Below are 24,499 nucleotides of genomic sequence, written 5' to 3' on the forward strand. Positions count from 1 at the left end.
CTGCTTTGTCATCTTCCTCTCTTTTCTTTTAAAATCGCTTCAGAACGTTTTTTTCTGTAGACTTATCACTCCGCTTTTCCCGCATAACCCTTCCCCATCAGGATCTGCCCGGGCCGTTTGCCGGTGTGTTTTCCGCTTTCAATCACCGGAACACCGTTGACCAGCACGTACGAAAAACCGGATGAATACGCGTGCGGCTGATCGTACGTCGACCGATCGGCTACAGTTTTTTCGTCGAAAATAACGAGATCGGCGGCATAACCGGGTTTGAGAATGCCCCTATCGTCGAGCTTAAACCGCTGGGCTGGCAACGACGACATGCGCCGAATGGCTTCCTCCACCGGAATTACTTTTTTGTCCCGAACGTAAACGCCCAGCACCCGGGCGTTCGTGCCGTAGCCGCGCGGGTGCGGCATGCCGGATTGAAAGTTCGCCACCCCCGCGTCCGACGCAATCATGGTGTTCGGATACCGCATGATCGTGGCTACGTCCTCTTCCGACATCGTGTGATAAACCATCTGAATGCGTTTCAGGGCGGTTTTGTCCATCAGTTCCATCACCAGATCGGCCTCGGTCTCGGCGTTGTTTTTTCGTCCGAGTTTCTGATTGATTTTGGTAATGCTCAGGCCGTTGAACGTTGTATCGGCGGGGTAAAACGCCACCACCGCGTAGTCGTAATTCTTCCGGGCGTTTTGCCTGAGACCGTCCAGCATTTCCTTCCGGATTTTGGCGCGGGTGGCCGGGTCGCGGAAGCGGAGCAAGGTCGCCGAGTCGCCGTCGGCCAGTGCCCAGGACGGAACAATGCTCGCCAGGGACGTACTCGAAGCGGTATACGGATATTGATCGACGGTGACATCGTAGCCCTCGCGCCGGGCGGCTTCCACCATCGCTACGGTTTCGGTGCTGGAACCCCAGATCGGTTTGCTGGCGACTTTAAAGTGCGAAATCTCGACCGGAATGTTGGCTTCGCGGCCAATCTGGATGGCTTCTTCAATCGCTTTTTTAACGTCCTGCCCTTCATTGCGCATGTGCGATGCGTAAACGCCCCCGTAACGCGACGCCATTTTGGCCAGATTAACAATTTCGGGTGTGCGGGCATAGGTGCCGGGCGTGTAGATCAAACCGGTCGAAATGCCAACGGCGCCGTCTTTCATAGCCTGCTCCACGAGCGTTTCCATTTCGGTTTGTTCTTTGGCGGTCGGTTCGCGGAACGCCATTTTCATCACCTTCATGCGCACGGTATTGTGGCCGATCATCGACGCCACGTTGGGCGAAAAACCGCTGATACGCAGGGAGTCGTAGAAAAGCCGCAGGTTCGTTGCCGATGCTCCGCAGTTGCCGGTGACGAGAGTCGTGACGCCGTCGTAAATAAAATTCTCCGCCCCGGGGCGCTCCTGTAAACTGCCTTCCACGTGGGTGTGAACGTCGATAAAACCGGGTGCCACGATCTGGTTTTTGGCGTCGATCACGGTTTTGCCATCCGTCGCCGGAATCGGGCCGATGCGCGCAACTTTGCCGTTCTGGATGGCCACGTCGGCGTAGTACCAGGGGTTGCCGGTTCCGTCGACGACGCGTCCGTTTTTGATGACCAGATCGTAGGATTGGCCGGATGCGAAAGTGCTGATGAAGAGTAGGTAAAACAGGTGTTTCATAATTTACTCAGCGTCCCAGATGGTGACGATTTGATCGGAATGAAGACTTTTAAAAACGTAAAAAAGAGTGCTATAATCGCTGCTGGTTTTGTAATCATTAACGGTTTTTTGCGGCACATCCTTCCACAATTCATCGGCGTCGGAGTCGTCGGCCAGGGCGTAATAAATGGATTTTTCGAACAATGTCTGAGCATCGGTTTCGGTGGACAGCTGGGTATAAAACGGTTTCGAGCCGTAGCCAATAAACCGCCCGTAATCGCCGTCAATACAGGGCCAGTCCCAATCCTGCCACGTAATTAAAGGCGGTGTGGTTTTCTCCAGTTCAAGCGTTTTCTGGTCGGCCAGATCGTCAACTTCGGCTTTGGACAAATCCGGATTCCGGTCCTGAAGTTGTCGTTTCAATTCCGCCAGATCACCCTGGCAGGTGTAACTGTCCCGCTCGTAAAGCCGCCCGGTCGCCAGACAATCCGGGCAAATCGACTCAATTTCGTCTTCTCCGTAAAAAGCGTCAGCATTAAAACACAATTTCTGTTGATTACAGAACTCACAGCGCGTTTCCTTGTCTCGCAAGCCCATAAAAACCTCCGGTTTGTCTACGTATTTGAAGGTCATTGGTGGTGGTGTTTGAGCAAGACAGTTTTATAAGAGATCAAGCAGCTCTATCGAATCGAACATGGAGAATCGCATCACGACCGGTAACAAGTTGAATTTGATTGGCTTTCAAAGTTTCGACCGCAATGGTATCACCATCGGCGTTTACAAATTCTACTTCATAGTTTTGGCCGCTTTCATACACATAGGCCACTGTTCCGACATCGCCGACCGATAAACTCAGATTTGGTAAGTTGATCAATAGAGCAACTAGTTCTCCTTCTTTCATACTTTTTAACGATTGGGATAGGCAGTTACTAATCTTGGAAAGTATTGCCTATGTTCTTTAATCCAGATGCTTTTAATGCTGTACAATTTACCATTTGGAGCTGTTAAATTGCCAACAACGACAAATTTTATTCCATCTTCGGAGAAAACGGTTTCAATAACATTCCCTTCGCAGGCCATTCCTTTTAAATCCATTAGTAGTAATTCATACTGTTCTGGATCGTATCCTATGTTTCGGTAAAAAGAAGCTTTCCCTTTGTTTTGCGGATGATTTTCTGCTAAGAGATAGTCTTTAACTTTTGCAAAAGGTATATAGGCATTTTCACAATCTGGTAATGTCATTTTTGAAGCAGATTCTTGAACAAATTGATAAGTTCAATGGGTGATTTGGCCTAAAGAGCACTAACTTAACGAACAAAACCCCAATTTGCCAGTAAAACCGCTCGGCGAACGAGCTGATTTTGAATGAAGAAAATTCTAACGAAGGTGCGTCTCAGTGTTCATGCCGGAACGGCATCGTTTCGCAGGTAATTTCGATCGGGTCGGCGGATTGTAAAACGTGCGTATCCGTGATCTGTATCCGATTGCTGGCTGCGAGGTAGCTATATTCTTTGCCAGCTTGCAAAGTAGCGCTTCCGACCTTAACAACGATGGACTTTTCGATAACTCCTACTGGCAGCGAAATCTCGTAGCTTCTTGCCGAGTCATTACCTGACGGATTTACAGCATGACGTCGGACTAGGGTCGAAAAACGCGGTAACTGTAAAACCGGCTCATAAGAGAAGGAAACCGCTTGTGGCTGATATTTTTGTCTGGAAAACCGGATGGTCTGTTGGGCAGGTATCGAATCGGAAGTGGAAACGAGAGAGGAGAAACCAAACGGGAAAGCTTGCGCTGAACCAATAACGCCCATTAAAAGAATCAATGCAGAGACGGTTTTCATACGAAGACCAAGGAATAAGGTGCGGTTTTGAAAAACAACGAGTTTTCTTGGCTTTTCTTGCTCCCTTTTTATGTATGTGTGATATATCATGTGCGTTGCAAATCGGAAGTATATTCTCTTTTTTTCTGGTCGCATAGCGACAGGATGTTTGTAGAAATGCCGTTTTGTTTACCCATTTGGGTCGCATAGCGACCGAACAAAACACCCCGTCAGATCGCTACGCGACCCCAAAAAGGAGCAATTGGGTTTTGCTACAAACATTAGGTCGCTACGTGACGAGATAACCCACATTAAAAGATGTTTGTATACGTCAAATAGACCACAGACTAAAGAAAAGAAAGATTGACGATAACCAGATGCGACGAAACGGGTTTATATACAATACCTTTCTTCACAAAGCCTGAGCCGGTTTGAGCCGTAAGAGCGGTTTTTAGGAAAGGAGGCAATTGGTTTCAGTGAGATAAAACCCGTTTATGGAATCATGCAGGAATCTATTTCAAAACTGGTCAACATCATCACACCGCTGACGCTGATGGCTTTGATAGGCGTTCTAATGGTCGTTAATGGCATTGCCCACATCAAACAGGAAAATAACGTCCTGAATTTTTTCTTCGGTATTCCCCTGGCGCTGGGGGCTTTCGGAGTCCATATGCTGATTCGTCACCTGACCCGTCAGAAGACGGCTTACGTCTGGGCCATCGAATTTATTCTGGTTGCGCTTTTTTGGTACGCCTTTATGTATGTCTGGTAAGCCCGCTTAAAAGTTGTTCTTTCCATGCACAAGCGATTGATTTTAACAGGATTACTGCTGACGGTTTTAACGCTTTTCAGCTTTCAGCAAACCGACGGCTGGATGGGAAAATGGTCGGGCGAGCACCCGGACGGCGTCACTTACACCATTCAGGTCAACGATAAATACCGGGGGATGAATCTCTGTGAAATCCACGCCGAAGGCATTCAGACGTTCTACACCCTGGAATGCTGGGCCACGGGCGACGCCAACACGTTAAAAGTTTATTACCGTTCCACCAAAGAGGGCGCGTTTTATGCCGGAAACCGGGTGAAGCTAAATGATCCGTTCGTTATTTTACGACGCGAAAAAGGCAAAACCACTTGGCAGTGGCAGCAGATTTTTGATGGGAAGATTGCGGTGCGGAAGATGTGACACTTGACCAGCCATAAACACCACTAGCCGGGCTTACAAGCCCGGCTAGTACTATATAAAATCAAAAACCGCTTACACCTTCCCCCTCAGAAAATCCGCCGTATAATTCTCACCTTCCGGCAATTGCACCAGCTCTTCCGGCGTTCCGGCGAAGGTGACGTAACCGCCCGTATCCCCGCCCTCGGGGCCGAGGTCGATGAGGTAATCGGCGGATTTGATGATTTCGGTGTTGTGTTCGATGATGATCACGCTGTCGCCCTGATCGACCAGCGCGTTGATGGCTTTCAGCAACTTGCGGATGTCGTGGAAGTGCAAACCGGTGGTCGGCTCATCGAAAATAAACAGCGTGCCGCCTTTGTTCGGATTGCCTTTTCCGAGAAACGACGCCAGTTTCACCCGCTGAGCTTCCCCACCCGACAACGTGTTCGACGACTGTCCGAGCGTGATGTAACCCAGGCCGACGTCCTGCAACGGCTGCAGTTTTTCGACCATTTTGGGCTCGGCTTTCCGGAAATAATCAATGGCTTCGTCGACCGTCATGTCCAGAATATCGGCCACATTTTTGTCGTTCAGCGTCACTTCCAGAATTTCCTGCTTAAACCGCTTGCCGTTACAACCTTCGCATTTCAGGAAAATATCGGCCATGAATTGCATCTCGATCTTGACCTCGCCCTCGCCCTGACACACCTCGCAGCGACCGCCGTCGACGTTGAACGAGAAGTGCGACGGTTTGTAGCCCCGCGCCTTCGCAACGGGCTGATCCGCCATCACCGACCGCAGGTAATCGTAGGCTTTGATGTACGTCACCGGATTGGAGCGCGACGATTTTCCGATCGGATTCTGGTCGATCATCTCAATCGACGTGATGCGATCCGTACTGCCGCCGAGGCTGTCGTGCTTGCCCGCTTCCTCCGAACCGTCGCCCTTCAGGCGGGTCAAAGCCGGGTATAACACCTTGCGAATCAGGGTCGATTTGCCGGAACCGCTCACGCCGGTCACCACCGTCAGCGTATTCAGCGGAAACCGCACATCCAGGTCTTTCAGGTTATTTTCCCGCGCGCCGTTCACTTCCAGCCAGTGCGTTCCCTTCCGCCGGAACTTCGGCACCGGCACGGTTTCCTGCCCGGTCAGGAAGGCGATGGTGTGGGAGGAAAGGGCATGGGGCAGAGGGGTTGGGGCTGAGGGTTCAAAACCGCCCTCATTTACCCCAAGCCCATTGCCCATTGCCCTCTGCCCAGAAATATCATCCCACGTCCCCTGAAACACCAGATGACCGCCGTTGACGCCCGCGTCGGGGCCGATGTCGATGAGCTGGTCGGCAGCCCGCATGACTTCTTCTTCGTGTTCGACCACGATGACGGTGTTGCCCAGATCGCGCAGGGTTTCCAGCACACTCACCAGTTGTTTGGTGTCGCGCGGGTGCAGCCCGATGCTGGGTTCATCCAGAATATACATCGAACCAACCAGCGCACTGCCCAGCGAGGTTGCCAGTTTAATGCGTTGATATTCACCACCCGACAGCGAGCTGGTCAGGCGGTTCAGACTCAAATACCGCAGGCCGACGCGCTCCATGTAATCCAGCCGGTTGCGGATTTCGGTCAGCAATCGTTTGCCCACTTCCTGCTGGTGCGCGGGCAATTCCAGGCTCCGGAAAAAACCGGCGGCTTCGCCAATCGGCATCAGAACAATGTCGGTAATGGATTTTCCACCGGCAATTTTCACGTAAGCCGCATCCTTCCGCAACCGCGAACCGCGGCATTCGGGACAGGTGGTTTTGCCGCGATAGCGCGACAGCATCACCCGGTATTGAACCTTAAAGGTCTGACTTTCAACAAAATCAAAAAACGAATTCAGGCCTTTAAAATATTTATTGCCCGTCCAGAGAACGTCTTTCTGTTCCGGGGTCAGGTCTTTGTACGGACGGTGAATCGGGAAATCGAACCGAATGCCGTTTTTAAGCAGCGGTTTCAGAAACTCCTCGTTCATTTTCTCGCTCCGCCAGGGCGCAATGGCGCCTTCGAAAATCGAGAGATTTTTGTCGGGAATCACCAGATCGGGGTCGATGCCCAGTACTTTTCCAAAACCGTCGCACCGGCGGCAGGCCCCGTAGGGGTTGTTGAAGGTGAACAGGTTAACGCTCGGTTCTTCAAACGTAATGCCGTCCAGTTCAAATTTATCCGAGAAAATGCGCGACTCCTTGCCGATGACATCGACCCGGCAAATGCCTTCGCCTTCGTTGAACGCCGTCTGAATCGAATCCGAAAACCGGTATTGGTTGTCTTCTTCGGGCTGTCCGTCCGCGTCGAACTGAACCGTGCTCCGGTCGATCAGGATTTCGAGATCGGCGTCCTTTGCCGGTTCCGGTACGGTTTTTTCCAGAATTTCTTCAATAAACAGCACCTCGCCGTTGGAGACAATTCGGGTGTAGCCTTTCTGGAGCAACACCTTCAGCTCGTCGGCCAGTGTGCGGTCGGTGCGGATGTGCAGCGGGGCCATGATCAGCACACGCTGCCCCGCTTCGTAACTATACAGATAATTGACCACATCAGTCACCGTATCTTTGCGCACTTCCCGGCCCGAAACGGGCGAATAGGTGACGCCGACGCGGGCAAAAAGCAGCTTTAGGTAATCATAAATTTCGGTGGTGGTTCCAACCGTCGAGCGGGGATTGCGGGTCGTTACTTTCTGTTCGATGGCAATGGCGGGAGATACGCCCTTGATGTAATCGACTTCCGGTTTTTCCATCCGGCCCAGAAACTGCCGGGCGTAACTGCTCAGACTTTCGACGTACATGCGCTGACCTTCGGCAAACAAGGTATCGAACGCCAGCGACGATTTACCCGATCCGGAAAGGCCGGTGATGACTACCAGTTTATTACGGGGAATGGCAACGTCGATACTTTTTAGATTGTGTACCCGCGCGCCCTTGATGATGATGTAGTTTTTCGGATCAAGGTGTTCAACGTCGGGGTGTTGAAAAGAGCCGTTCGGCGGCAGACTAACTGATAAATTCATTCTATAAAGTTAACAAAAGTCTATCTTTGGGCTAACGGTTTTTTCGAAAGGATGGTTTCTTTTTTGGAAAGGTTACCCCCAATCCCCTGAAGGGGGCAAAAAATTTCCAGATGCTTAAAGCTCCCTTCAGGGGATTGGGGGTAGAGATCAGGTTAGATAGCAAAATGGAATGAATGATTTTGTTCAGGAAGATATTCTGAAACTCCTGCTGGCCATGCTGCTGGGTGGTTTGATCGGGGCCGAGCGCGAATACCGCAGCAAATCGGCAGGTCTGCGAACCACGATTCTGATCTGCGTGGGATCGGCCCTGTTTACGATTGTTTCGCACCGGTTTGGTTCCGGCGACCGCATTGCGGCCAACATCGTCAATGGCATCGGTTTTCTGGGTGCCGGGATTATTTTTCGGCAGGAAACGAGCGTCAAGGGGCTGACCACTGCCGCGACGATCTGGGCCGTAGCCGCCATCGGAATGGCCATTGGGGGCGGTTTTTACGACCTTGCGGTGGGCGGTTTTTCCGTTATTGGCGCCACGTTGCTGGTATTGCCGTGGCTGGCCGCCCGCATTGTTCGATCGAATCAGGCCCGACAATACCGGATTGTGACTACCTTTAAACAGCAAACGCTGAGCTATTACGAAAAGCAGTTTGAAGCCTGCGGGTTGCGCTACCAGTTGCAGAGCCAGCAACGCGTTGGGAATGACCTGATTGGGAACTGGCGGGTCAACGGGCCGGAGAACGCCCACGAACGTTGCATCAGTCAATTGCTGACTGATCCGGAGGTGAAAGAGTTTGCCTTTTGAGGGAACTACTTACTAAAAACAACCATTTTTTCGTTTACATACTAAGTACTCATTTTTGTTCATTAATCAACTCTATGAACTTCATACAGAAAGGCTTACTGGCAATCCTGCTCGTAAGCAGCAGTGTCGCCTTCGGGCAAATTACGGAAGATCCTGAAGATCGACGCACCGATGGCCGGGACCCTTTAAAAACCAAAACCCCCGAAGGCGATCCGCTGCCGTTTACCCAGCGGCTGCGGTTTGGCGGGGGCATCAGCAACATTTCGATTGGTAATCCGTTCAGCATTGGCGTTTCACCCGTTATCGCCTACCAGGCCTCGGAGCGGGCTATTCTGGGCGTTGGCGTGAATTACGTGTATTACCGGGCCAAATACTATTACCAGGGCGGAGCTACCGAAGTATACCACGCCAATCAGTACGGCGGTCGGGCTTTCGGGATGTATGAAATCATTCCGAACGTGGTCAAGAATCTCTACGTTCACGGTGAATTTGAAAACACGAATGTGGGCTACAACACGAACCAGAGCCTCCAGACGCTGCGCCGGTGGGTGAGTGCCGGATTGGTGGGTCTGACCTATTCGCAGCCGATCAGTCGGCGCTTTGGCGTGAATTTAACGGCTTTGTATAACCTGAGTTACAACGCCAATCCCACGTTCTCGTCCTTCGTCTACGGCGGTAGCCCCTGGGTGATCCGGGTGTCGTTCTTCTAATGGGGAAGATAGAGCAGCGAGTAGAGAATAAAGAGAACCCAACCCTGCGCTTGTCTTTATTCTCTACTCGCTGCCCTTTTCTCTCTTTTAGTACTAATACTATCCAGATTATAAAAATTTCTACTTAATTCGGGTAGATTTTTCTAAACCGGATTGAGACCTTGATTACCGAACGGCAACCCGATGCGCTTCTCTGGACCGCCCTCAAGCAAGGCGACCGGCGGGCTTTTGCCGACCTCTACGAACGGTATTATCGCACTCTCTATAACTACGGTTACAAACTGCTGCCGGATGCGGTTTTGGTCGAAGATGCCATTCAGGATCTGTTTGTCGATCTCTGGCGGATTCAGCAGAATCTGTCCGACGCCGAATCCGTCAAATTCTACCTGTTTCGGTCTTTGCGCCGAAAAATCCACCGCCTGAGCGAAAAAGAAAACCGGTTTTTGTCCGTAAACGATGAATCCGTTCCCCCAGCTTTGATGGATACCTCGCCCGAATACCAATTCACCGAACAGGAGCAGGAACGCCAGTTGACCCGGCAACTCACGCACGCCCTGAAGCAACTGCCTGAACGTCAGCTGGAAGTAGTAACGCTCCGGTTTTACGAAAACTTCTCCACCAGCGAGATTGCCGCCATCATGGGCATTACCGACAAATCCGTTCGGAATACGCTGCACAAAGCGATGACCCACCTCCGCGAACACGCCCGCTACCTCGCGCCCTTTCTGGGGCTGCTGTGGCTTCTTCTAATTGGATCTGATTGAGTATCAGAGTACTGACAGGCTTCGGGACTTAAAACCGTCTGGCTAGTCCGATTGTTACACCTCCTGAGTAGAGATGCTCCCGGACGGCTAAACCTGGCCTGAGGGGTGTTATACCATACTGAAAAACAGGCGCTAGTGTTACGTTTATTCGGGAAGAAATCGGATAGCAAACCCCGGCACCAATCAAGGCGAATAGGCTGAAGCGCGAGACTCCCACTTCTTTACGACTCGCCGATTCGGTTTCCCTTTCAGCGTACCGGGTGATGATCGTAACCCGTTGATCGATAAATACATTCATTGAAAAACCGGCCTCCACTATGCCCCGGAGTTTACCAGTCCCGAACGTATAGGTTGCCTTCCCGGGAATGCTTAGAAAATGATACCCAAAACGAGTCGTGCTGGAAAGCGGAAGATCGCTTACTGTACCGGGCCAGTCCAGAGCCTGCGGGCGGGTTTGGTAGCCACGCGAGACGTAGCCGACTCCCGATTCTAGCGCAATCCGTTTACTTACCGGGACGGATAGGCTAATGCTGGCGGTATAACCCCACCAGGGAATTTCGAGTCCATTTCGGTTAGTAACCACGCGTTGATCAACTGTCGACGTACCGATCGTGCGGTAGCCCAGCAACGGTGAAACTTGGATGCCAATCGACGCGCGGTGGGGCCTTTGGCGGGCAGCTGGCTGGCCAGCCAGCGTGAGGGGCATCAGCGCGGCTAGCAGGAAAGGAAGGGCGTTCATCGTTTAAGGCAAGCTGTTGATATATGATTTAAGCAAGGCCAATCCCGTTTGGTCAACCACCGTCGTTCCCAGCCGGGGCATTTTGCCGGTTTCCATTAAGTGGATAATCTGGCCTTTATGGCGGGCAATCGTCGTCTGGTCATACGGCAGCTCATAGTTAAAAAATAACTTCGTACTCGCTGCGTATCCGGCGGCCTGATGGCAGTGGGCGCAGTTGATCTCGGCGTAGGCACGCGCTCGTGTTTCAAGGGGTAAGTCAGCGTCTGAATAAGCAGGTAAGGCGGATACGGATGAAGAGCTCAGGGCACTCAGTATCCCGGCCTGTTGCAGGTAGTCAAGCTGATTGAGCGTTCGGTTATTTCTCGTTACAGGCCGATTCAGATTTCGCAATTTGGGGCCAATCGGTACGACATCCCCGCTTAGCTGGTGGCAGGTCGTGCATTCCCGCTCACTGGGGACGTGGTAGGCAATCACCTGAGCGGTCCCGTTGCCGTCGACCCAGTTTACGGTTTTAGTGAAACCGCTCGTCACGAGCGTTGCTTCCTGCTGGTCATCCGCCCACAGGTAGGTCGCTACATTCCAGCCCAGGTCCGTTTTAACCAGGAGCCGCGTTTCAATGATCACTTTGCCGTTCGACGGATCGCGCTGATTCTTGTCATAGTAGAATGTCTTCACCAGCATCGTTCCGCTCGGAAAAGCCGGAAACCCATCGCCTTGTGCCGCCAACGAGGTCCCGGGAGGAAGCTTAATCAGCCGTTGCTTCCCGGCGTAATCGGTAAAAAGCGTGGAGGCTAGTTCATAGAGGTGGAAGTCGGCAGACGGGTTCAGGTTGGCGGGATTTCCCTGGAAAATGCCGTACTGCGATAGTTTTGGCAAAAACGAACGGGTATTCCCGATGGCAATCAAACCGTCGTTCTGACAGGCTCCCACCATTTTAATCAACAAAATACCCACCAGGACACAGCATCCTGCTACCCGCTTCCGGGCGTACGGATTCCTGTTTTCAGGACAAAAAATTCTCCGTATCGGCTGGATCAGCCGGTTGAATTCATGCTTTTTCATACGATTGTATTGGTCAGTTTAGGGCGGGACGGGTCGTCATCCGAAGAAATGCGATTGGGTTACAGTAAGTTGAGTCGCCCCAGAATCTCCCGGCCATTCGTACTCGTTTCCAGGGTTGATCGTTTCGCATCGCCAAGTGTCACCAGGTAGCTGCCATTGAGTCGTTTTCGGAGTTGCCGAATCAGAAACGCATTGACGAGGCAACCGCGGCTGATCCGAACGAATTGATCGGGTAGTAACTCCGTCAACTCGGTCAGGGCATAGTCAACGAGGTGCTGACTGCCCTCAAGTGTATGCAGCAAAACGTATTTACCCGCTGCCTGAAAGTAAGCGATTTCAGCCAGCGCGATCAGTTGCAGCGTATCCCCGTTCTTAACCATCATGCCCTGAATGGGCTTCGGGGGCTGTACCTGCGCAAACAGGCTTTGCAGTGTTGGCTGGGTAATCGGGGCAGGCGGCTGCGATTGAGTAATTTTGGCCACGGTTTTGGCCAGGCGGGTGGCATCAATGGGCTTCAGGAGGTAATCCAGTGAATTCTCCTCAAAGGCCCGTAAGGCATACTGGTCGTACGCGGTCGTGAACACGACGTACGGTTTGTAAGCTAGCTGCGCCAGCATCTCAAAACCCGTTAGTCGGGGCATTTGAATATCCAGAAAAATAACCGCTGGCTGCAGTGATTTGATTAAGGCCATCCCTTCAAAACCGTTGGTCGCTTCCCCACAAATCGACAACCTGTCCCGGTAGGCCGCCAGGAGGTGCCGGAGCCGCTCGAGCGCCAGCGGTTCATCGTCGATTAACAGAATGGGTACGGTCGCCATGCTACACTGGAATCCGGATGAGTACTTGTTTTTCCGGCGCATTTTGCAGCGTCAGGCTGGCCTGGCCCTCGTACAGCAGGCGCAGGGTTTCGTTGATACTCATGAGCCCATACCCGTTTACTGCCTGAGCCGGAAACGGTTCTCCATTGTCGCGGACGGTAATGTGCAGATTCGCCCCCTGCCGACGAATCGATACCAGGATATGGCCCACGCCAAGCTGCCTGCTGATTCCGTGCTTAATCGCATTTTCGACGAGCGGCTGAAGCAAAAAACGGGGAATCTCGAGCTGACTGACGTCGGGATCGACCTCAATGGCGTACCGGAGTCGATCCCCAAACCGGTAGTGTTCAATCCGCAGGTATCCCTTGACAAAACGCAGCTCGTCCGCCAGGGGTGCCATCAGCCGGGACGACGCCTGGGTGGTGGCCTGAAATAATTTACTGAGTTCAATGACCATCTCGTCGGCTTTGGCGGGGTGTTTATACACCAAACTGCTGATGCTGTTTAAGGTATTGTACAGAAAATGCGGATTGATCCGGGCCTGCAAAGCGGTTAGTTCGGCCTGCGTTTTGAGTTGCGCTAGCCGGGCGAGTTCGTATTCCTGTCGGCGAATAGTCCGGCTGAACGAATTGGAACGCTGCCAGGAATAAAAGTAGAGACAGGCAGCGATAGCTGGCGAAAACAGGTACAGCGCATTCTGCTGGAAATGAGCCGGGCTCGGGTGCTGCAACAGATGCTTGAAGGCATACACCCACATCAGTTTCTGAACACCCAGCGTGAGCAATGCCGTTATCCCAAAAAGCACCGCATACTTGAGTGCATTGGTAGACAGCCTTTTCTCCGCCCGAACGAATAGGGCTAAGATTCCCAGGGCTAATACCGCACTCAATAAACTGCTCAGGACCCGAATCAAATCCACGTCGTCGAAGGGCGAAACGGACCGGACCAGCGTCTGGGTTAGGAACAGAATAGCGCTCATTCCGTACACCGTCAGGAGCAGGAAAACCAGGGAAAAAGCCATTCCCTGAACCGGATCGGAAAACATTTCGAGCAGCCGACTTTTTTCCGGCGGGGGCGGAGACGGTGACATGGATGCAAGCGGAGCGTACTTAACCATTGAAAAAGTCGATAAAATCGGTTCCAATCAAGTGCAAATGGATGGATTTGTACCTAAGTTAAGGATTTCTGATTGTTAGTCAATTTGTGCTGACTTAGGCTATCGGCCAGAATCAGGCACGCAAAGCCCCCGATGGCACTTATCGTCCGGTAGGCATGAAAACGATCCCAACGGGCCATGATATCCAGCCAATCCGCCGGTGGAGCGGACAGATTCCAGGTTTTGATAATCAGGTTGATTGGTACATTCCCCAAACGGGTGATCAGCAGCGTTGCCAGACCCAGACCGACCGCCAGCAGGGCAAATAACCGACTTAGTGGATGATGCCGGACCGTCCAGCTGAACCAAACGGACATTCCAATAGCGATCGTCATGGCAAGTTGCATGGTGAGCGCATTATGACGCATCAAGGCGGTCCGAAACGCCAGATGAACCGGAAGGGATACCTCCCAGAAGGTGGGCAACACGTTGACGGTAGCGTAAAAAAAGGTGCCTGCCAATAGGCCCGTGGCTAGCAAGGCGCTGCTTTTCGCAATTTGATTCAGCATCATATTCATACACTTGGCGCAAGGTTATCGTCTGTGGTTTTGTGTTTCAACAAAAGTAACCTGCCAGTTTACGGAAAGAAAGCAGCTTCCGACGAGTGCCCCCTTATCGGGCATGATTGAACCCAAAACGGGATTGAGTTCGGTGGATGCGCCATTATTGATCGTTTACGATCCGTTAGAAAACACCTGAAGCACGTCTTCATGTAGGGCCGGTTTTTTTTTTGATTTATTCTATCGCTGACGCAGATCTGCCGGGCGGTCCGTAGGTACGTTTCAAAAAAATTACAATTCGGAGGGGACACTTTCCGGTTTGGAGGCTCTTGGTAAATAAGAATCGCCTGGAGTCTATGATGAATTATGCCGCGTATACAACCGAAGAGTTTGCCGAAGATGATTTCTTCCGCCGGTGGGTGCAGTCGCCCGATGCTGAAACGGAAGCGTTCTGGCGGGATTTTCTGGTTCAGCATCCGGAGAAACAAACCGTTGTCCGGTCGGCCCGGGCGTTGTTGAAGGCCATTTCGGACGTTCAGACAACGCCGACTGAAGTCCAGGGAGCGCGCATGTGGGCCGCCATCGAAAAACGGACGACCGGTTTTGGACAACCCATTCATCAGCCGGACGAAGAAACCGCAAACCGTTGGCGATGGCCAGGACTGGAACGCCCGAACTGGCTTCAACTGGCCGCTGCGGTTGTGTTGCTGATCGGTATTGGCTGGTGGTATATGCTGCGCTCCCGGCTGGTGGAAAAACCGGAGACCTACGCCGGACTGGTGTCAAATTCGACGATTGACCTGATTGAAAAAACCAACAACACCGCCCAGCCTTTGACGGTCCGGTTTGAAGACGGCAGCACGGTGGTGCTCCAACCCGACAGCCGGGTGAGCTATCCGGCGGTTTTTCCGGGCGAAAAACGGGAAGTATACCTGTCGGGGGAAGGGTTTTTTGAGGTGACGAAAAATCCGGAGAAACCGTTTCTGGTGTACGCCAATGGCCTGGCTACCAAAGTGATCGGGACCAGTTTTATGGTTCGTGCGCTGGAAAAAGCAGACAAGGTAACGGTGGTTGTACATACCGGGAAAGTGGCGGTTTTCCCGATCAGGGCCCTGAGTCAGCCGCAGCCGGAAACCGGTCAGCCCGCCGGGGCATTGTTGCTGACGCCCAATCAGCAGGCGTTTTTTGAACCCAACAGCGCCCGTCTGACCCGCCAGCTGGTGGAAGCGCCCGCGCTGATCAAAGCACCCGAACGCAATCAGAACTTCATTTTCGAAGATACGCCAGTAGCCGAGGTGTTCAAAACGCTGGAAAGTTCGTACGGCGTCTCGATTGTCTACGACGCGAAAACGCTGGAAAGCTGCAACCTGACGGCCCCGCTGGGCGACGAACCGCTGTTCCGAAAACTCGACATCATCTGCCAGACCATCGGGGCCACCTACGAAGTGCTGGATGCGAAAGTGGTTGTAACCGGCAAAGGCTGCCAGTCAACGGAATGAATCCTGAAAAGATGATATGGAGCTACTTGAACTTTAAAATTAAACTTTTGCTTTTGCCCCTAAATCCCCTAAAGGGGACTTGGACACTTAAACTCCAGATTCTAAAAGTCCCCTTTAGGGGATTTAGGGGCAAAAAAGCAAAAGTTTCATAACTCATGACTAACCTCCTAAACCCGGACTGAATGACGAAAAACCAACCTGCCTGTTAAAAAAATCGCCGAACCGAAAACCGTACTGTTGCGACCAGTAGCGATTTCCTTGATCCGGCGAATCAGTGCCCCCCCTTGCTTGACCGGTATTGCGACTACCCTGAAAAACGGGGACAGGGATTGTTTTTGCCTCCATTTCTGACTTTGTCGAACAAAAACACAGCTAAAAGTATGAAAAAACTGCGGGATTATTCCCCAACTTTTTACCAGATCATGAAGATTACCTGCGTACAGTTGATGCTGGCCATCGTCTTTGCGGGCCTGACCCTGGCCCGCAACGGGCTGGCGCAGGAATTACTGAACCGGCCCATCTCGGTTCAGCTGGAAAACAAGGACTTACGGACGGTTTTGAACCGGCTGGAAAAAGCCGCCAACGTGAAGTTTACGTACGTTCCGCAACTGATCGCGGTTGGCAACAAGGTTTCGCTTCGGGCCGAAAACGACCGGCTGGAAACCGTGCTGAATCGCCTGCTGAAACCGCTCAACATTGGCTACCAGGTGTCGGGTAGTTACATCGTCCTGAAAAAAGAACCAACCAGCACTATTTTGCCCGATGACCTCACGCTGGAAGCGCCGGTCCTGCTGGCCGAATTGTCCATTTCGGGAACCGTAACCGACGAAAAAGGCGACGGGTTGCCGGGCGTCAGTGTGTTGCTGAAAGGCACCCAGCGCGGTACCTCCAGCGACGGCAAAGGACAGTTTCGGCTGGCTGTGCCCGACAATTCGGCGGTTTTGGTGTTCAGTTTTGTGGGGTACCAGAGCCAGGAAATCGCCGTCGGGGCGCAATCGACGCTCACGGTGCGGTTACAGGCCGACGAAAAATCGCTCAATGAAGTCGTCGTCGTCGGTTACGGAACCGTAAAGCGCTCCGACCTGACGGGTTCGGTAGCAAAAGTGGGGGAAGAAAACATCAAGGCGACGCCCATTGTGGCGCTGGACCGGGCCATGCAGGGTCGGGCCGCCGGGGTGCTGGTGACGACCAATTCAGCCAAACCGGGGGGCGGCACCACGATCCGGATCCGGGGAACGGGCTCGGTCAACGCGGGGAATGATCCGCTGTACGTCATCGACGGTTTTCCAACCGGTAATCTGAATTCCATTAATCCGAACGATATCGAATCCATCGAAATCCTGAAAGATGCGTCGGCCACGGCCATTTACGGCTCGCGCGGGTCGAACGGGGTGGTCATGATTACGACCAAACGCGGCAAGGAAGGACAGTCGGGCATTGCGTTTGAAAGCTATTACGGCGTTCAGTCGGTTCGGCGGAAAATACCGATGCTCAATGCCCGCGAATACGCCGAGTTCATCAACGAAGCCCGCGTCAATGGCGGTGGAAAACCGTATTTCGACGGATCAAGCTCCAGTCAGCCGCTGCCGGAAACACTGGGCGAAGGCACCAACTGGCAGGATGAGGTGTTCCGGTCGGTCCCGATTCAAAGTTACCAACTGAGCTTTACGGGGGGGGAATCCAAAACCCGCTACGCCATTTCGGGGAGTTATTACGACCAGCAGGGCGTCATTCTGAATTCGTATTTCAAGCGGTTTACGCTGCGCGCCAACCTGGATCGCGACGTGAAAAAGTGGCTGAAAATCGGGTTATCCATGCAGGGAGCGCACACCCGTTCGAATAGCTCGCGGACCGAAACCGACGGCGGCACCACCGGGGGCGTGACCAATGCCGCCATCAATTACGCACCGGTTTTTCCGATTCTGAACGCCAACGGAACCTATTACCGCGACCAGAGTTCGCTCAACGGCAGTCTCGTCGATAACCCCGTCGGGCTCACCAACGAGGTGACCGACCAATACAACACGATCCGGTTATTGAGCAATGTCTTTGCCGACATCCGCCTAATGGAAGGGCTGACGTTCCGCACCAGTTGGGGTGCCGATCTGTTCAGTTCCAAGTCAAATTACTACGCCACGCGGCTGATTGCGCTGGGGGCCGGGGCCAACGGCAGCGCGTCGATTACGGATGGTCAAAACCTGAACTGGCTGAATGAGAATACGTTGACGTACACCCGAACGCTGGCCCAAAAACACACCCTGACGGCTTTGCTAGGTTACACGACGCAGGGCTACCACAACGAAAGCGTAACGGCCAACGCCATCAATTTTAACGACGATTTTGCGCTGTATAACAACCTGGGTGGGGGCGCTACGCTGCAAACGCCCGCATCGGGGGCAAGCGACTGGGCGCTGATTTCGTACCTGGCGCGGGTGAATTATGGCTACGACAGCCGGTTTTTGCTGACGCTGACGGCCCGGCGCGACGGCTCGTCGCGGTTTGGCCCCAACAACAAATACGGTTTTTTTCCGTCGGGGGCGCTGGCCTGGCGGCTGATCAACGAAAAATTCATGCAGACCCAGAAATGGGTATCCGACCTCAAGTTGCGGGTCAGCTACGGCCTGACCGGGAATCAGGAAATCGGCGATTACCGGTATTTGTCGAACATTGGCGTCAGCACGGCGGCTCTGGGGGGCGCCACCACGATTCTGCGAACGGGCGGGGTGCCGGGCAGCATCAGCAACCTTGATTTGCGCTGGGAAAAAAACGCTCAACTGGATGCCGGCATCGACCTGGGGTTGTTCAGCAATCGCGTGCAACTGACTGCCGATTATTACATCAAAACCACCTCGGATTTGCTGTTTTCGGTCAACGTGCCACAAACGACGGGCTACAGCACCTCGCTACGGAACATCGGAAAAGTGGAAAACCGGGGGCTGGAACTGGCACTTTCGACGATCAATGTGGATCGGGGCGGTTTTCGCTGGAACACGGAATTCAACATTGCGTTCAACAAAAATAAAATACTCGCGCTCGACGGACGGCCCGAATTTACGTCGGGCGAAGGCAGCGGCCACCTCCAGATTTCGAACACGGTGTTGATGAAAGTGGGCGAACCCCTGGGCAATTTTTACGGTCGCGTCGTGGAAGGTATTTTCCAGAACCAGGCCGAAATCGACGGTTCTGCCCAGAAAACCGCCAAACCGGGTGATCTGAAATACCGCGACATCAACGGCGATGGCTTGATCAACGACAATGACCGCACCGTGATCGGCAACGGATATCCGACGTTTTTCGGCGGCATCAACAATACCCTGAGTTTTCGCGGGTTCGACCTGAACGTTTTCCTGCAAGGCAGCTCGGGCAACGAAATCCTGAATTACGGGCGGTTTGATCAGTACAGCCTGAACGGCAACAGCAACCAGGCGAAGGAAGTCCTGAACCGCTGGACGCCCACCCATCCGAGCAACGACATTCCGCGGGCCAACTCGACGGGCGGCCAGCGAATCCTCTCGACTTTCCACATCGAAGATGGCTCGTACCTGCGCGTCAAAAACCTGTCGCTGGGCTATAATCTACCCGCAGCCCTGCTCAAACGAATGACTTTCCAGAGCGCCAAAGTGTACGTTTCGGCCCAGAACCTGATTACGGTCACCAACTACAAAGGCTACGACCCCGAGGTGAGCCGGTTTGGCACCACGTCCATCAGTCAGGGCATGGATTACGGCGGTTATCCAGCCGCTAAAACCGTATTGGTAGGCTTAAACCTGAAGTTTTGAACCGAAACCCGATGAAATCCGTGAAAATCAACTCGATCATTCTTGTCATTCTGACGGCCCTTTTCGCGGCCTGTTCGCCCGATCTGGATCTGTCGCCACTGGGCTCCCAATCCGTCAGTACGTATTACAAAACCGCAGCCGATGCCGACGCGGCCACGATTGCGATGTATGGCCAGTTGCGGAATATGTACCGCGACGAAATTCTGGTGACACCCAACGTCGTAGCAACCGATGATGGCATTCCGTTCCTGACCGGGAACGCCGACCGCGTGGCGATGTGGCGCTACGGAACCGTGCCGACCAACACCTTTGTGGGCAACATCTGGAGCAATGCCTACACGGCCATCCAGCGCTCGAACATCGTGATCGAGCGCGTTCCGGCCATTCCGATGGACGAAACCACGAAGAAAGGCTACGTTGGCGAAGCCCGGTTTTTGCGCGCTCTCCAGTATTTTACGCTGGCTCAGTTTTTCGGCGGAGTGCCGCTCGTGACGAAGGAAACCACCTCGCTGGAAGGCGTGGAGGTCGCGCGTTCGTCAGTGGATGAAGTCTATAAACTCATCGAGAGTGACCTGAAAGAAGCCGAGACGGTTTTGCCGAAAAATTACACCGGTTCCAACATTGGGCGGGCAACGGCGGGCGCGGCCAAAGGCTTGCTCGCGAAAGTGTACCTGACCTGGGCGGGCAAAAACGCCAGTTCGCCGTATTGGTCGCAGGCGGCTGCCAAAGCCAAAGAGGTGATCGATCTGGGAACCTACGATTTGTGGGCCAATTACGCCGATGTGTTCGAGCTGAAAAACCGGGGCGGCAAAGAATCACTTTTCGAGGTCATGTACATTACCGATCTGGCGGGCAACAATTTTGCTACCGGCTATGCCCCGCGCGGTGCGCCTATCGTGCCAAACGGCGGCAGCGGTATTTTCCGGGTCAGCAAGAGCCTTTTCGACAGCTACCCGGCCGCCGACAAGCGAAAACCGGTTACGTTTCTGACGTCATACATTAATCCAACGACCAAAGCGTCCGTTGCCTTATCGGTCGAGGATACTGATCCTGCCAAAGCCGTATCCTTCTGGAAATTAGCCGATTTGACGTCGACCATTGGCGGCAACGGCGGTAAAAGCTTTTCACTTCTGCGGTTTTCGGATGTGTTGCTGATCTACGCGGAAGCGCTCAGTGAAGCCAGCAACGGGCCGAACGCGGAGGCTTACACGGCCCTGAACCGGGTGCGCAACCGGGCGGGGCTCGACCCGCTGAGCGGGTTGACACGGCAACAGTTCAAAGAGGCCGTGCTGCTCGAACGGCGGCTGGAGTTCTGTTTCGAAGGAAACCGCTGGTTCGATCTGGCACGCACCGGCAGGCTGGTCGATGCCGTCAAAGCCGAAACCTCGTTTGGCCGTGCCCCAACCGTTCAGCCTTTCCACGCGTTGCTGCCGATTCCGCAGCGGGAAATCGACGCCAATCCGGCCTTGAAACAGAATGAAGGCTATTGAACTTATGGGGTGGGTTTGAATCTGTGATTTTCGCCTGCGAACCTATTGAGTTTCACAAGTCACCGCTGACAGGGTCTTCGACCGCTGACAGGGTGTGGCTGCCCTGACAGCGGTCGAAGACCCTGTCAGCGGCAATCTTTTTAATTGCTAATGAAAGTACCACCATCCGATGCAAGTCCAACATATGGCATTTATGAAAATATATTCTTTTCTTTTTTTGTTGTTGCCGATTAGCCTTTTCGCCCAAAAAAACTACGACGTGGTGGTCTACGGTGCCACACCTGCGGGCATCACGGCGGCTATTCAGGTGGCGAAAATGGGCAAAACCGTGGCTCTGCTCGAACCGTCGAAACACCTGGGGGGCATCATGACGTCCGGACTGGGCGGCACCGATGTCGACAATCACCAGGAGTATCAGAACAGCCCGGGAGTTGGCGGGCTGGCGCTGGAGTTTTACCGACGGATCGCGGCTGCGTACGGCAACTCGGCCGAATTTGAAGCGATGCTGAAAAACCGTACCAAGAAAACAATGCTCTGGCGGTTTGAGCCGCATGTGGGCGAAGAGGTTGTGAAAAAGTGGGTTTCCGAACATCCTATTGCGATTTTCTACGGTTCCCGGTTGAGCGAACGGAAAAATGCCGTGCCGAAAACCGGAGCGCAGATTCAGCAGATTCAACTGGAAAATGGGCAGATTTACCGCGCCAGGGTGTTTATCGACGCAACGCTCGAAGGCGATTTGCTGCATGCCGCCGGGGTCAAAACCGCCATTGGACGGGAGGCCAATGCGGTCTACAACGAAACGAAAAACGGGATTCGGGCTGTTACGGAACACGCCCAGTTTCTGGTGAAAGTCGATCCGTACAAAACGCCAGGCGACCCCAAAAGTGGTGTCGTTCCGACTGTTCAGGACGAACCCCTGGGCACACCCGGCGCGGGCGATAACCGGTTGCAGGCGTATTGCTTTCGGATGTGCCTGACCAAAAATCCCGAAAACCGGATTCCCTTTCGCCAGCCCGCCGGGTACGACCGCAGCCAGTACGAACTGTATCTGCGGTACGAAAAAGCCGGGGGGAAACTGTATGCGCCGAAAGCGGACATTCCGAATGGGAAAACCGATCTGGGGGCCTGGCACGATCTGTCGCACAACCTGTACGGTATGAACGTTGCGTATCCGGGCGGAAATTACCAAACCCGGCAACGTGTTTTCGATCAGCACAAAACCTTTACGCAGGGCCTGTTTTATTTTCTGGCAAACGATCCTGAGGTGAGCGAAAGAACCCGGATGATCTGGCGTGAATGGGGTTTGTGTAAGGACGAATTTACGGACAACGATGGCTGGCCCCGGGAGTTTTACGTCCGCGATGCCCGCCGGATGGTGTCGGATTACGTGATTACGGAACACGACGTGCGCCGGAACAATCCCAGGCCGGTGGCCGATCCGGTGGCGGTGGCGTTCTGGCCCCCCGATCTCCACAGTATTCGGCGGATCGTGAAAGACGGTTTTGCGTCCAACGAAGGCTCAGTTTTTGGCGAGATTGACTGGCGGCCTTTCGGGATTTCGTACCGGGCGCTGGTGCCGAAAACCGCCGAATGCACGAATTTGCTGACGGCATCCTGTCCGTCGTCGAGCCATCTGGCCTATGGGGCTATCCGGATTGAATTCACCTTTATGGCGATGGGGCAGGCTTGCGGTACGGCGGCTGTGCTGGCGATTGATGCGAAACAAACGGTGCAGAGCGTGCCGTACAAAGCCTTGCAGGAACGCTTACTGGCTGATCATCAGCTAATCGATGCCGGGAAAACGGAACCAGCGACTAAGTAAAAAACCGTGCTCCCGGTCTTTCTCCGGCATGACCGCGAATCCCATCAAAACCTTCCTCTTTCATAGCATTCTTTTCCTTTCGACGCTTGGGAACGGAGTCGGGCAAACCCCCGACTTCGCCCGGGTGCCGGGAGCGATTGTGGCCCATAGTCCGGCTTCGTCGGGGTTGTACATCGGTTCGCCGAGCCTGTGCGTGCTGCCCAACGGCGATTACCTGGCGTCGCACGACTTATTCGGTCCCCAATCCAATGAGTTTGTCAAACCCAATTCCCGGATTTACCGTTCGACCGACAAGGGTAAAACCTGGACCCAGATTGCCGAAATCAACGGCCAGTTCTGGTCGAAGCTCTACGTGCATCGCAATGGACTGTATTTCTTCGGGACTGACAAACACCACGGCAACACCATCATCCGGCAATCGACCGACAACGGCGTGACCTGGACCAATCCGACCGACGGCGAGAATGGGTTGCTGCTGGCGGGCGAATACCACTGTGCGCCGGTGCCATTTCTGGAACACAACGGACGACTCTGGCGGGCGATGGAAGACGCCATGGGGCCGATCAAACAATGGGGCAAACGCTACGGCGCGTTTATGCTATCGATGCCGCTGGACGCCGATCCGATGAAGGCCGCCAGTTGGACGAGCACCAATGTGCTGCGGTACGATTCGACCTACCTGAACAACGGTTTTGGGGGCTGGATCGAGGGCAACGCGGTTTTAAGCCCCGATGGCGAAGTGCTGGATATTCTGCGCGTGGATCACAAGAAATCGCTGGACGAAAAGGCGGCTTTTGTGCGCATCAGTCCGGATGGCAAAACCGCCAGCTTCGATGTCAACACCGGTTTTGTGCCGTTTCCGGGCGGTAGTAAGAAATTCACGATTCGCTACGATCCCAAATCCAAACTGTACTGGACGCTGACCAACTACATTCCGCAGGAATTCAAGCAGGCCAACGCCGGGAAAAATCCGGCCAGTTTGCGGAATACGCAGGCGCTATGCAGTTCCAGCGACTTGAAAACCTGGAGTCTGCGTCAGATTGTGCTGCAACACCCCGACGTGGTCAAACACGGTTTTCAGTATGTCTACTGGCTGTTCGACGGCAATGACATTATCCTGCTGTCGCGCACGGCATACGACGACGGTTTGGGCGGGGCGCACAACAACCACGACGCCAACTTCCTGACGTTTCACCGGATCAAGAAATTCCGGAAAAAACCGGTGAGCGGTTTATAAACTTGCGAGGTCATTCAGGGCTTTTTTGCGGCTGCTGAAAATCTTGCTGTCGAGCGTTTTGCTGTAAAACGTTTCGATAACGGTGGTGACCGTCGGATGATTTCCCGCCATGACGTTTTGAGTCGATTGTTGCTCGTAAGTAATCACGTCGCCCACGGTAACAACCTCGTATTCTGTTTTTCCGTACAGGCGGAAAATCTTCCCTTTTTTGTTGCTGTAACCCCAGATTTCCTTTCGGGGTATGATTTCAAACCGCCCGTCGGGGTAACGAATTCGAACATTCCGGGCGTTGAGAAAAACCGCTCCGACCGACTTAATGGGCGGGCCGGGTTCGCTGCGGTATAGGTCGCTGCTCTGGCGCAGAAGCTGATTGGGTTCCATCTGTAAACCTTTGCGCGTACCCGGCGAACAGGCAGCCGTCAGTAGGGCGAGAATAAAAACGATCCGGCGCATGGAAAAATGGGTTTAGG

At 53.4% G+C, this 24,499-nt stretch carries 22 protein-coding genes; 10 read left to right on the plus strand and 12 right to left on the minus strand.

What is annotated here, in order from left to right:
- Positions 1–65: 65 nt before the first annotated feature.
- The 5 genes from GJJ30_RS04840 to GJJ30_RS04860 form a co-directional block, all read right to left on the minus strand.
- Positions 66–1,652, minus strand: coding sequence for an N-acyl-D-amino-acid deacylase family protein (locus tag GJJ30_RS04840; protein WP_154173745.1), 1,587 nt, complete (start codon positions 1,650–1,652; stop codon positions 66–68).
- Between the two features lie 3 nt (positions 1,653–1,655).
- Positions 1,656–2,264 carry a CbrC family protein gene (locus tag GJJ30_RS04845; RefSeq protein WP_154173747.1) on the minus strand — a complete coding sequence of 203 codons (609 nt, stop codon included), beginning with the start codon at positions 2,262–2,264 and terminating at the stop codon, positions 1,656–1,658.
- 37 nt (positions 2,265–2,301) lie between these two features.
- Positions 2,302–2,532, minus strand: a complete 231-nt coding sequence (locus GJJ30_RS04850) for a DUF4926 domain-containing protein (RefSeq protein ID WP_154173749.1) — start codon at positions 2,530–2,532, stop codon at positions 2,302–2,304.
- 5 nt (positions 2,533–2,537) lie between these two features.
- Positions 2,538–2,873 (minus strand): DUF6883 domain-containing protein, encoded by a 336-nt coding sequence (locus tag GJJ30_RS04855; RefSeq protein WP_154173751.1) that lies wholly within the window; start codon positions 2,871–2,873, stop codon positions 2,538–2,540.
- Positions 2,874–3,024: 151 nt separating this feature from the next.
- A complete protein-coding gene (locus GJJ30_RS04860; RefSeq protein ID WP_170299125.1) occupies positions 3,025–3,609 on the minus strand; it encodes a hypothetical protein in 585 nt (194 codons plus the stop codon).
- Positions 3,610–3,955: 346 nt separating this feature from the next.
- On the opposite strand from GJJ30_RS04860, the gene GJJ30_RS04865 reads away from it, so the two are divergent.
- Both GJJ30_RS04865 and GJJ30_RS04870 read left to right on the plus strand, forming a co-directional pair.
- A complete protein-coding gene (locus GJJ30_RS04865) occupies positions 3,956–4,225 on the plus strand; it encodes a hypothetical protein (RefSeq protein ID WP_154173755.1) in 270 nt (89 codons plus the stop codon).
- 24 nt (positions 4,226–4,249) lie between these two features.
- Positions 4,250–4,639, plus strand: a complete 390-nt coding sequence (locus GJJ30_RS04870) for a DUF5991 domain-containing protein (protein ID WP_154173757.1) — start codon at positions 4,250–4,252, stop codon at positions 4,637–4,639.
- 72 nt (positions 4,640–4,711) lie between these two features.
- On the opposite strand, the gene GJJ30_RS04875 is transcribed toward GJJ30_RS04870, so the two are convergent.
- Positions 4,712–7,654, minus strand: a complete 2,943-nt coding sequence (locus tag GJJ30_RS04875; RefSeq protein WP_154173759.1) for an excinuclease ABC subunit UvrA — start codon at positions 7,652–7,654, stop codon at positions 4,712–4,714.
- Between the two features lie 169 nt (positions 7,655–7,823).
- Here GJJ30_RS04875 and GJJ30_RS04880 point away from each other — a divergent pair, with 169 nt between their 5' ends.
- From GJJ30_RS04880 to GJJ30_RS04890, 3 genes are all read left to right on the plus strand, one after another.
- Positions 7,824–8,453, plus strand: coding sequence for an MgtC/SapB family protein (locus GJJ30_RS04880; RefSeq protein ID WP_154173761.1), 630 nt, complete (start codon positions 7,824–7,826; stop codon positions 8,451–8,453).
- A gap of 74 nt (positions 8,454–8,527) precedes the next feature.
- Positions 8,528–9,163, plus strand: coding sequence for a hypothetical protein (locus GJJ30_RS04885; protein ID WP_154173763.1), 636 nt, complete (start codon positions 8,528–8,530; stop codon positions 9,161–9,163).
- A gap of 161 nt (positions 9,164–9,324) precedes the next feature.
- Positions 9,325–9,927, plus strand: coding sequence for an RNA polymerase sigma factor (locus GJJ30_RS04890; RefSeq protein ID WP_154173765.1), 603 nt, complete (start codon positions 9,325–9,327; stop codon positions 9,925–9,927).
- A 28-nt stretch (positions 9,928–9,955) separates the two neighbouring features.
- Here the strand turns inward: GJJ30_RS04890 and GJJ30_RS04895 are convergent, their stop codons facing one another.
- The 5 genes from GJJ30_RS04895 to GJJ30_RS04915 are packed head-to-tail and all read right to left on the minus strand — an operon-like array spanning position 9,956 to position 14,220.
- On the minus strand, positions 9,956–10,666 hold the full coding sequence (locus tag GJJ30_RS04895; RefSeq protein WP_154173767.1) for an outer membrane beta-barrel protein: 711 nt from the start codon (positions 10,664–10,666) through the stop codon (positions 9,956–9,958).
- Positions 10,667–10,669: 3 nt separating this feature from the next.
- Positions 10,670–11,728, minus strand: a complete 1,059-nt coding sequence (locus tag GJJ30_RS04900) for a hypothetical protein (protein ID WP_154173769.1) — start codon at positions 11,726–11,728, stop codon at positions 10,670–10,672.
- 59 nt (positions 11,729–11,787) lie between these two features.
- Positions 11,788–12,546: a LytR/AlgR family response regulator transcription factor gene (locus GJJ30_RS04905; protein ID WP_154173771.1), complete on the minus strand. Its 759-nt coding sequence runs from the start codon at positions 12,544–12,546 to the stop codon at positions 11,788–11,790.
- Between the two features lies 1 nt (position 12,547).
- Positions 12,548–13,663: a sensor histidine kinase gene (locus GJJ30_RS04910; RefSeq protein WP_154173773.1), complete on the minus strand. Its 1,116-nt coding sequence runs from the start codon at positions 13,661–13,663 to the stop codon at positions 12,548–12,550.
- A 53-nt stretch (positions 13,664–13,716) separates the two neighbouring features.
- Positions 13,717–14,220, minus strand: a complete 504-nt coding sequence (locus GJJ30_RS04915) for an anthrone oxygenase family protein (protein WP_154173775.1) — start codon at positions 14,218–14,220, stop codon at positions 13,717–13,719.
- Positions 14,221–14,558: 338 nt separating this feature from the next.
- Between GJJ30_RS04915 and GJJ30_RS04920 the strand changes: the two genes are divergently transcribed.
- The 5 genes from GJJ30_RS04920 to GJJ30_RS04940 all read left to right on the plus strand — a co-directional run bounded on the left by GJJ30_RS04920 (position 14,559) and on the right by GJJ30_RS04940 (position 24,029).
- The gene (locus GJJ30_RS04920; protein ID WP_154173777.1) at positions 14,559–15,701 is read left to right on the plus strand and encodes a FecR family protein; all 1,143 of its coding nucleotides are present in this window, start codon (positions 14,559–14,561) and stop codon (positions 15,699–15,701) included.
- Between the two features lie 380 nt (positions 15,702–16,081).
- A complete protein-coding gene (locus tag GJJ30_RS04925) occupies positions 16,082–19,480 on the plus strand; it encodes a TonB-dependent receptor (RefSeq protein WP_229312965.1) in 3,399 nt (1,132 codons plus the stop codon).
- A gap of 11 nt (positions 19,481–19,491) precedes the next feature.
- Entirely contained in the window at positions 19,492–20,970 is a 1,479-nt protein-coding gene (locus GJJ30_RS04930; RefSeq protein WP_154173779.1) for a RagB/SusD family nutrient uptake outer membrane protein, read from the plus strand.
- 193 nt (positions 20,971–21,163) lie between these two features.
- Entirely contained in the window at positions 21,164–22,792 is a 1,629-nt protein-coding gene (locus GJJ30_RS04935; RefSeq protein WP_170299126.1) for an FAD-dependent oxidoreductase, read from the plus strand.
- A 28-nt stretch (positions 22,793–22,820) separates the two neighbouring features.
- Complete coding sequence (locus GJJ30_RS04940; protein WP_205880531.1) at positions 22,821–24,029, plus strand: sialidase family protein; 1,209 nt, start codon at positions 22,821–22,823, stop codon at positions 24,027–24,029.
- On the opposite strand, the gene GJJ30_RS04945 is transcribed toward GJJ30_RS04940, so the two are convergent.
- Complete coding sequence (locus tag GJJ30_RS04945; RefSeq protein ID WP_154173783.1) at positions 24,024–24,482, minus strand: hypothetical protein; 459 nt, start codon at positions 24,480–24,482, stop codon at positions 24,024–24,026. The two genes, GJJ30_RS04940 and GJJ30_RS04945, sit on opposite strands and share 6 nt — an antisense overlap.
- Positions 24,483–24,499: the final 17 nt, after the last annotated feature.

The organism is Larkinella terrae, from assembly GCF_009668025.1.
Taxonomy (GTDB): Bacteria; Bacteroidota; Bacteroidia; order Cytophagales; family Spirosomataceae; genus Larkinella; species Larkinella terrae.

Excerpts from the sequence above, each read along its gene's own strand:
- GJJ30_RS04840 (WP_154173745.1), bottom strand. The coding sequence starts at position 1,652 with ATGAAACACCTGTTTTACCTACTCTTCATCAGCACTTTCGCATCCGGC.
- GJJ30_RS04845 (WP_154173747.1), bottom strand. The coding sequence starts at position 2,264 with ATGACCTTCAAATACGTAGACAAACCGGAGGTTTTTATGGGCTTGCGA.
- GJJ30_RS04850 (WP_154173749.1), bottom strand. The coding sequence starts at position 2,532 with ATGAAAGAAGGAGAACTAGTTGCTCTATTGATCAACTTACCAAATCTG.
- GJJ30_RS04855 (WP_154173751.1), bottom strand. The coding sequence starts at position 2,873 with ATGACATTACCAGATTGTGAAAATGCCTATATACCTTTTGCAAAAGTT.
- GJJ30_RS04860 (WP_170299125.1), bottom strand. The coding sequence starts at position 3,609 with ATGCGACCAGAAAAAAAGAGAATATACTTCCGATTTGCAACGCACATG.
- GJJ30_RS04865 (WP_154173755.1), top strand. The coding sequence starts at position 3,956 with ATGCAGGAATCTATTTCAAAACTGGTCAACATCATCACACCGCTGACG.
- GJJ30_RS04870 (WP_154173757.1), top strand. The coding sequence starts at position 4,250 with ATGCACAAGCGATTGATTTTAACAGGATTACTGCTGACGGTTTTAACG.
- GJJ30_RS04875 (WP_154173759.1), bottom strand. The coding sequence starts at position 7,654 with ATGAATTTATCAGTTAGTCTGCCGCCGAACGGCTCTTTTCAACACCCC.
- GJJ30_RS04880 (WP_154173761.1), top strand. The coding sequence starts at position 7,824 with ATGAATGATTTTGTTCAGGAAGATATTCTGAAACTCCTGCTGGCCATG.
- GJJ30_RS04885 (WP_154173763.1), top strand. The coding sequence starts at position 8,528 with ATGAACTTCATACAGAAAGGCTTACTGGCAATCCTGCTCGTAAGCAGC.
- GJJ30_RS04895 (WP_154173767.1), bottom strand. The coding sequence starts at position 10,666 with ATGAACGCCCTTCCTTTCCTGCTAGCCGCGCTGATGCCCCTCACGCTG.
- GJJ30_RS04900 (WP_154173769.1), bottom strand. The coding sequence starts at position 11,728 with ATGAAAAAGCATGAATTCAACCGGCTGATCCAGCCGATACGGAGAATT.
- GJJ30_RS04905 (WP_154173771.1), bottom strand. The coding sequence starts at position 12,546 with ATGGCGACCGTACCCATTCTGTTAATCGACGATGAACCGCTGGCGCTC.
- GJJ30_RS04910 (WP_154173773.1), bottom strand. The coding sequence starts at position 13,663 with ATGGTTAAGTACGCTCCGCTTGCATCCATGTCACCGTCTCCGCCCCCG.
- GJJ30_RS04915 (WP_154173775.1), bottom strand. The coding sequence starts at position 14,220 with ATGAATATGATGCTGAATCAAATTGCGAAAAGCAGCGCCTTGCTAGCC.
- GJJ30_RS04920 (WP_154173777.1), top strand. The coding sequence starts at position 14,559 with ATGATGAATTATGCCGCGTATACAACCGAAGAGTTTGCCGAAGATGAT.
- GJJ30_RS04925 (WP_229312965.1), top strand. The coding sequence starts at position 16,082 with ATGAAAAAACTGCGGGATTATTCCCCAACTTTTTACCAGATCATGAAG.
- GJJ30_RS04930 (WP_154173779.1), top strand. The coding sequence starts at position 19,492 with ATGAAATCCGTGAAAATCAACTCGATCATTCTTGTCATTCTGACGGCC.
- GJJ30_RS04935 (WP_170299126.1), top strand. The coding sequence starts at position 21,164 with ATGAAAATATATTCTTTTCTTTTTTTGTTGTTGCCGATTAGCCTTTTC.
- GJJ30_RS04940 (WP_205880531.1), top strand. The coding sequence starts at position 22,821 with ATGACCGCGAATCCCATCAAAACCTTCCTCTTTCATAGCATTCTTTTC.
- GJJ30_RS04945 (WP_154173783.1), bottom strand. The coding sequence starts at position 24,482 with ATGCGCCGGATCGTTTTTATTCTCGCCCTACTGACGGCTGCCTGTTCG.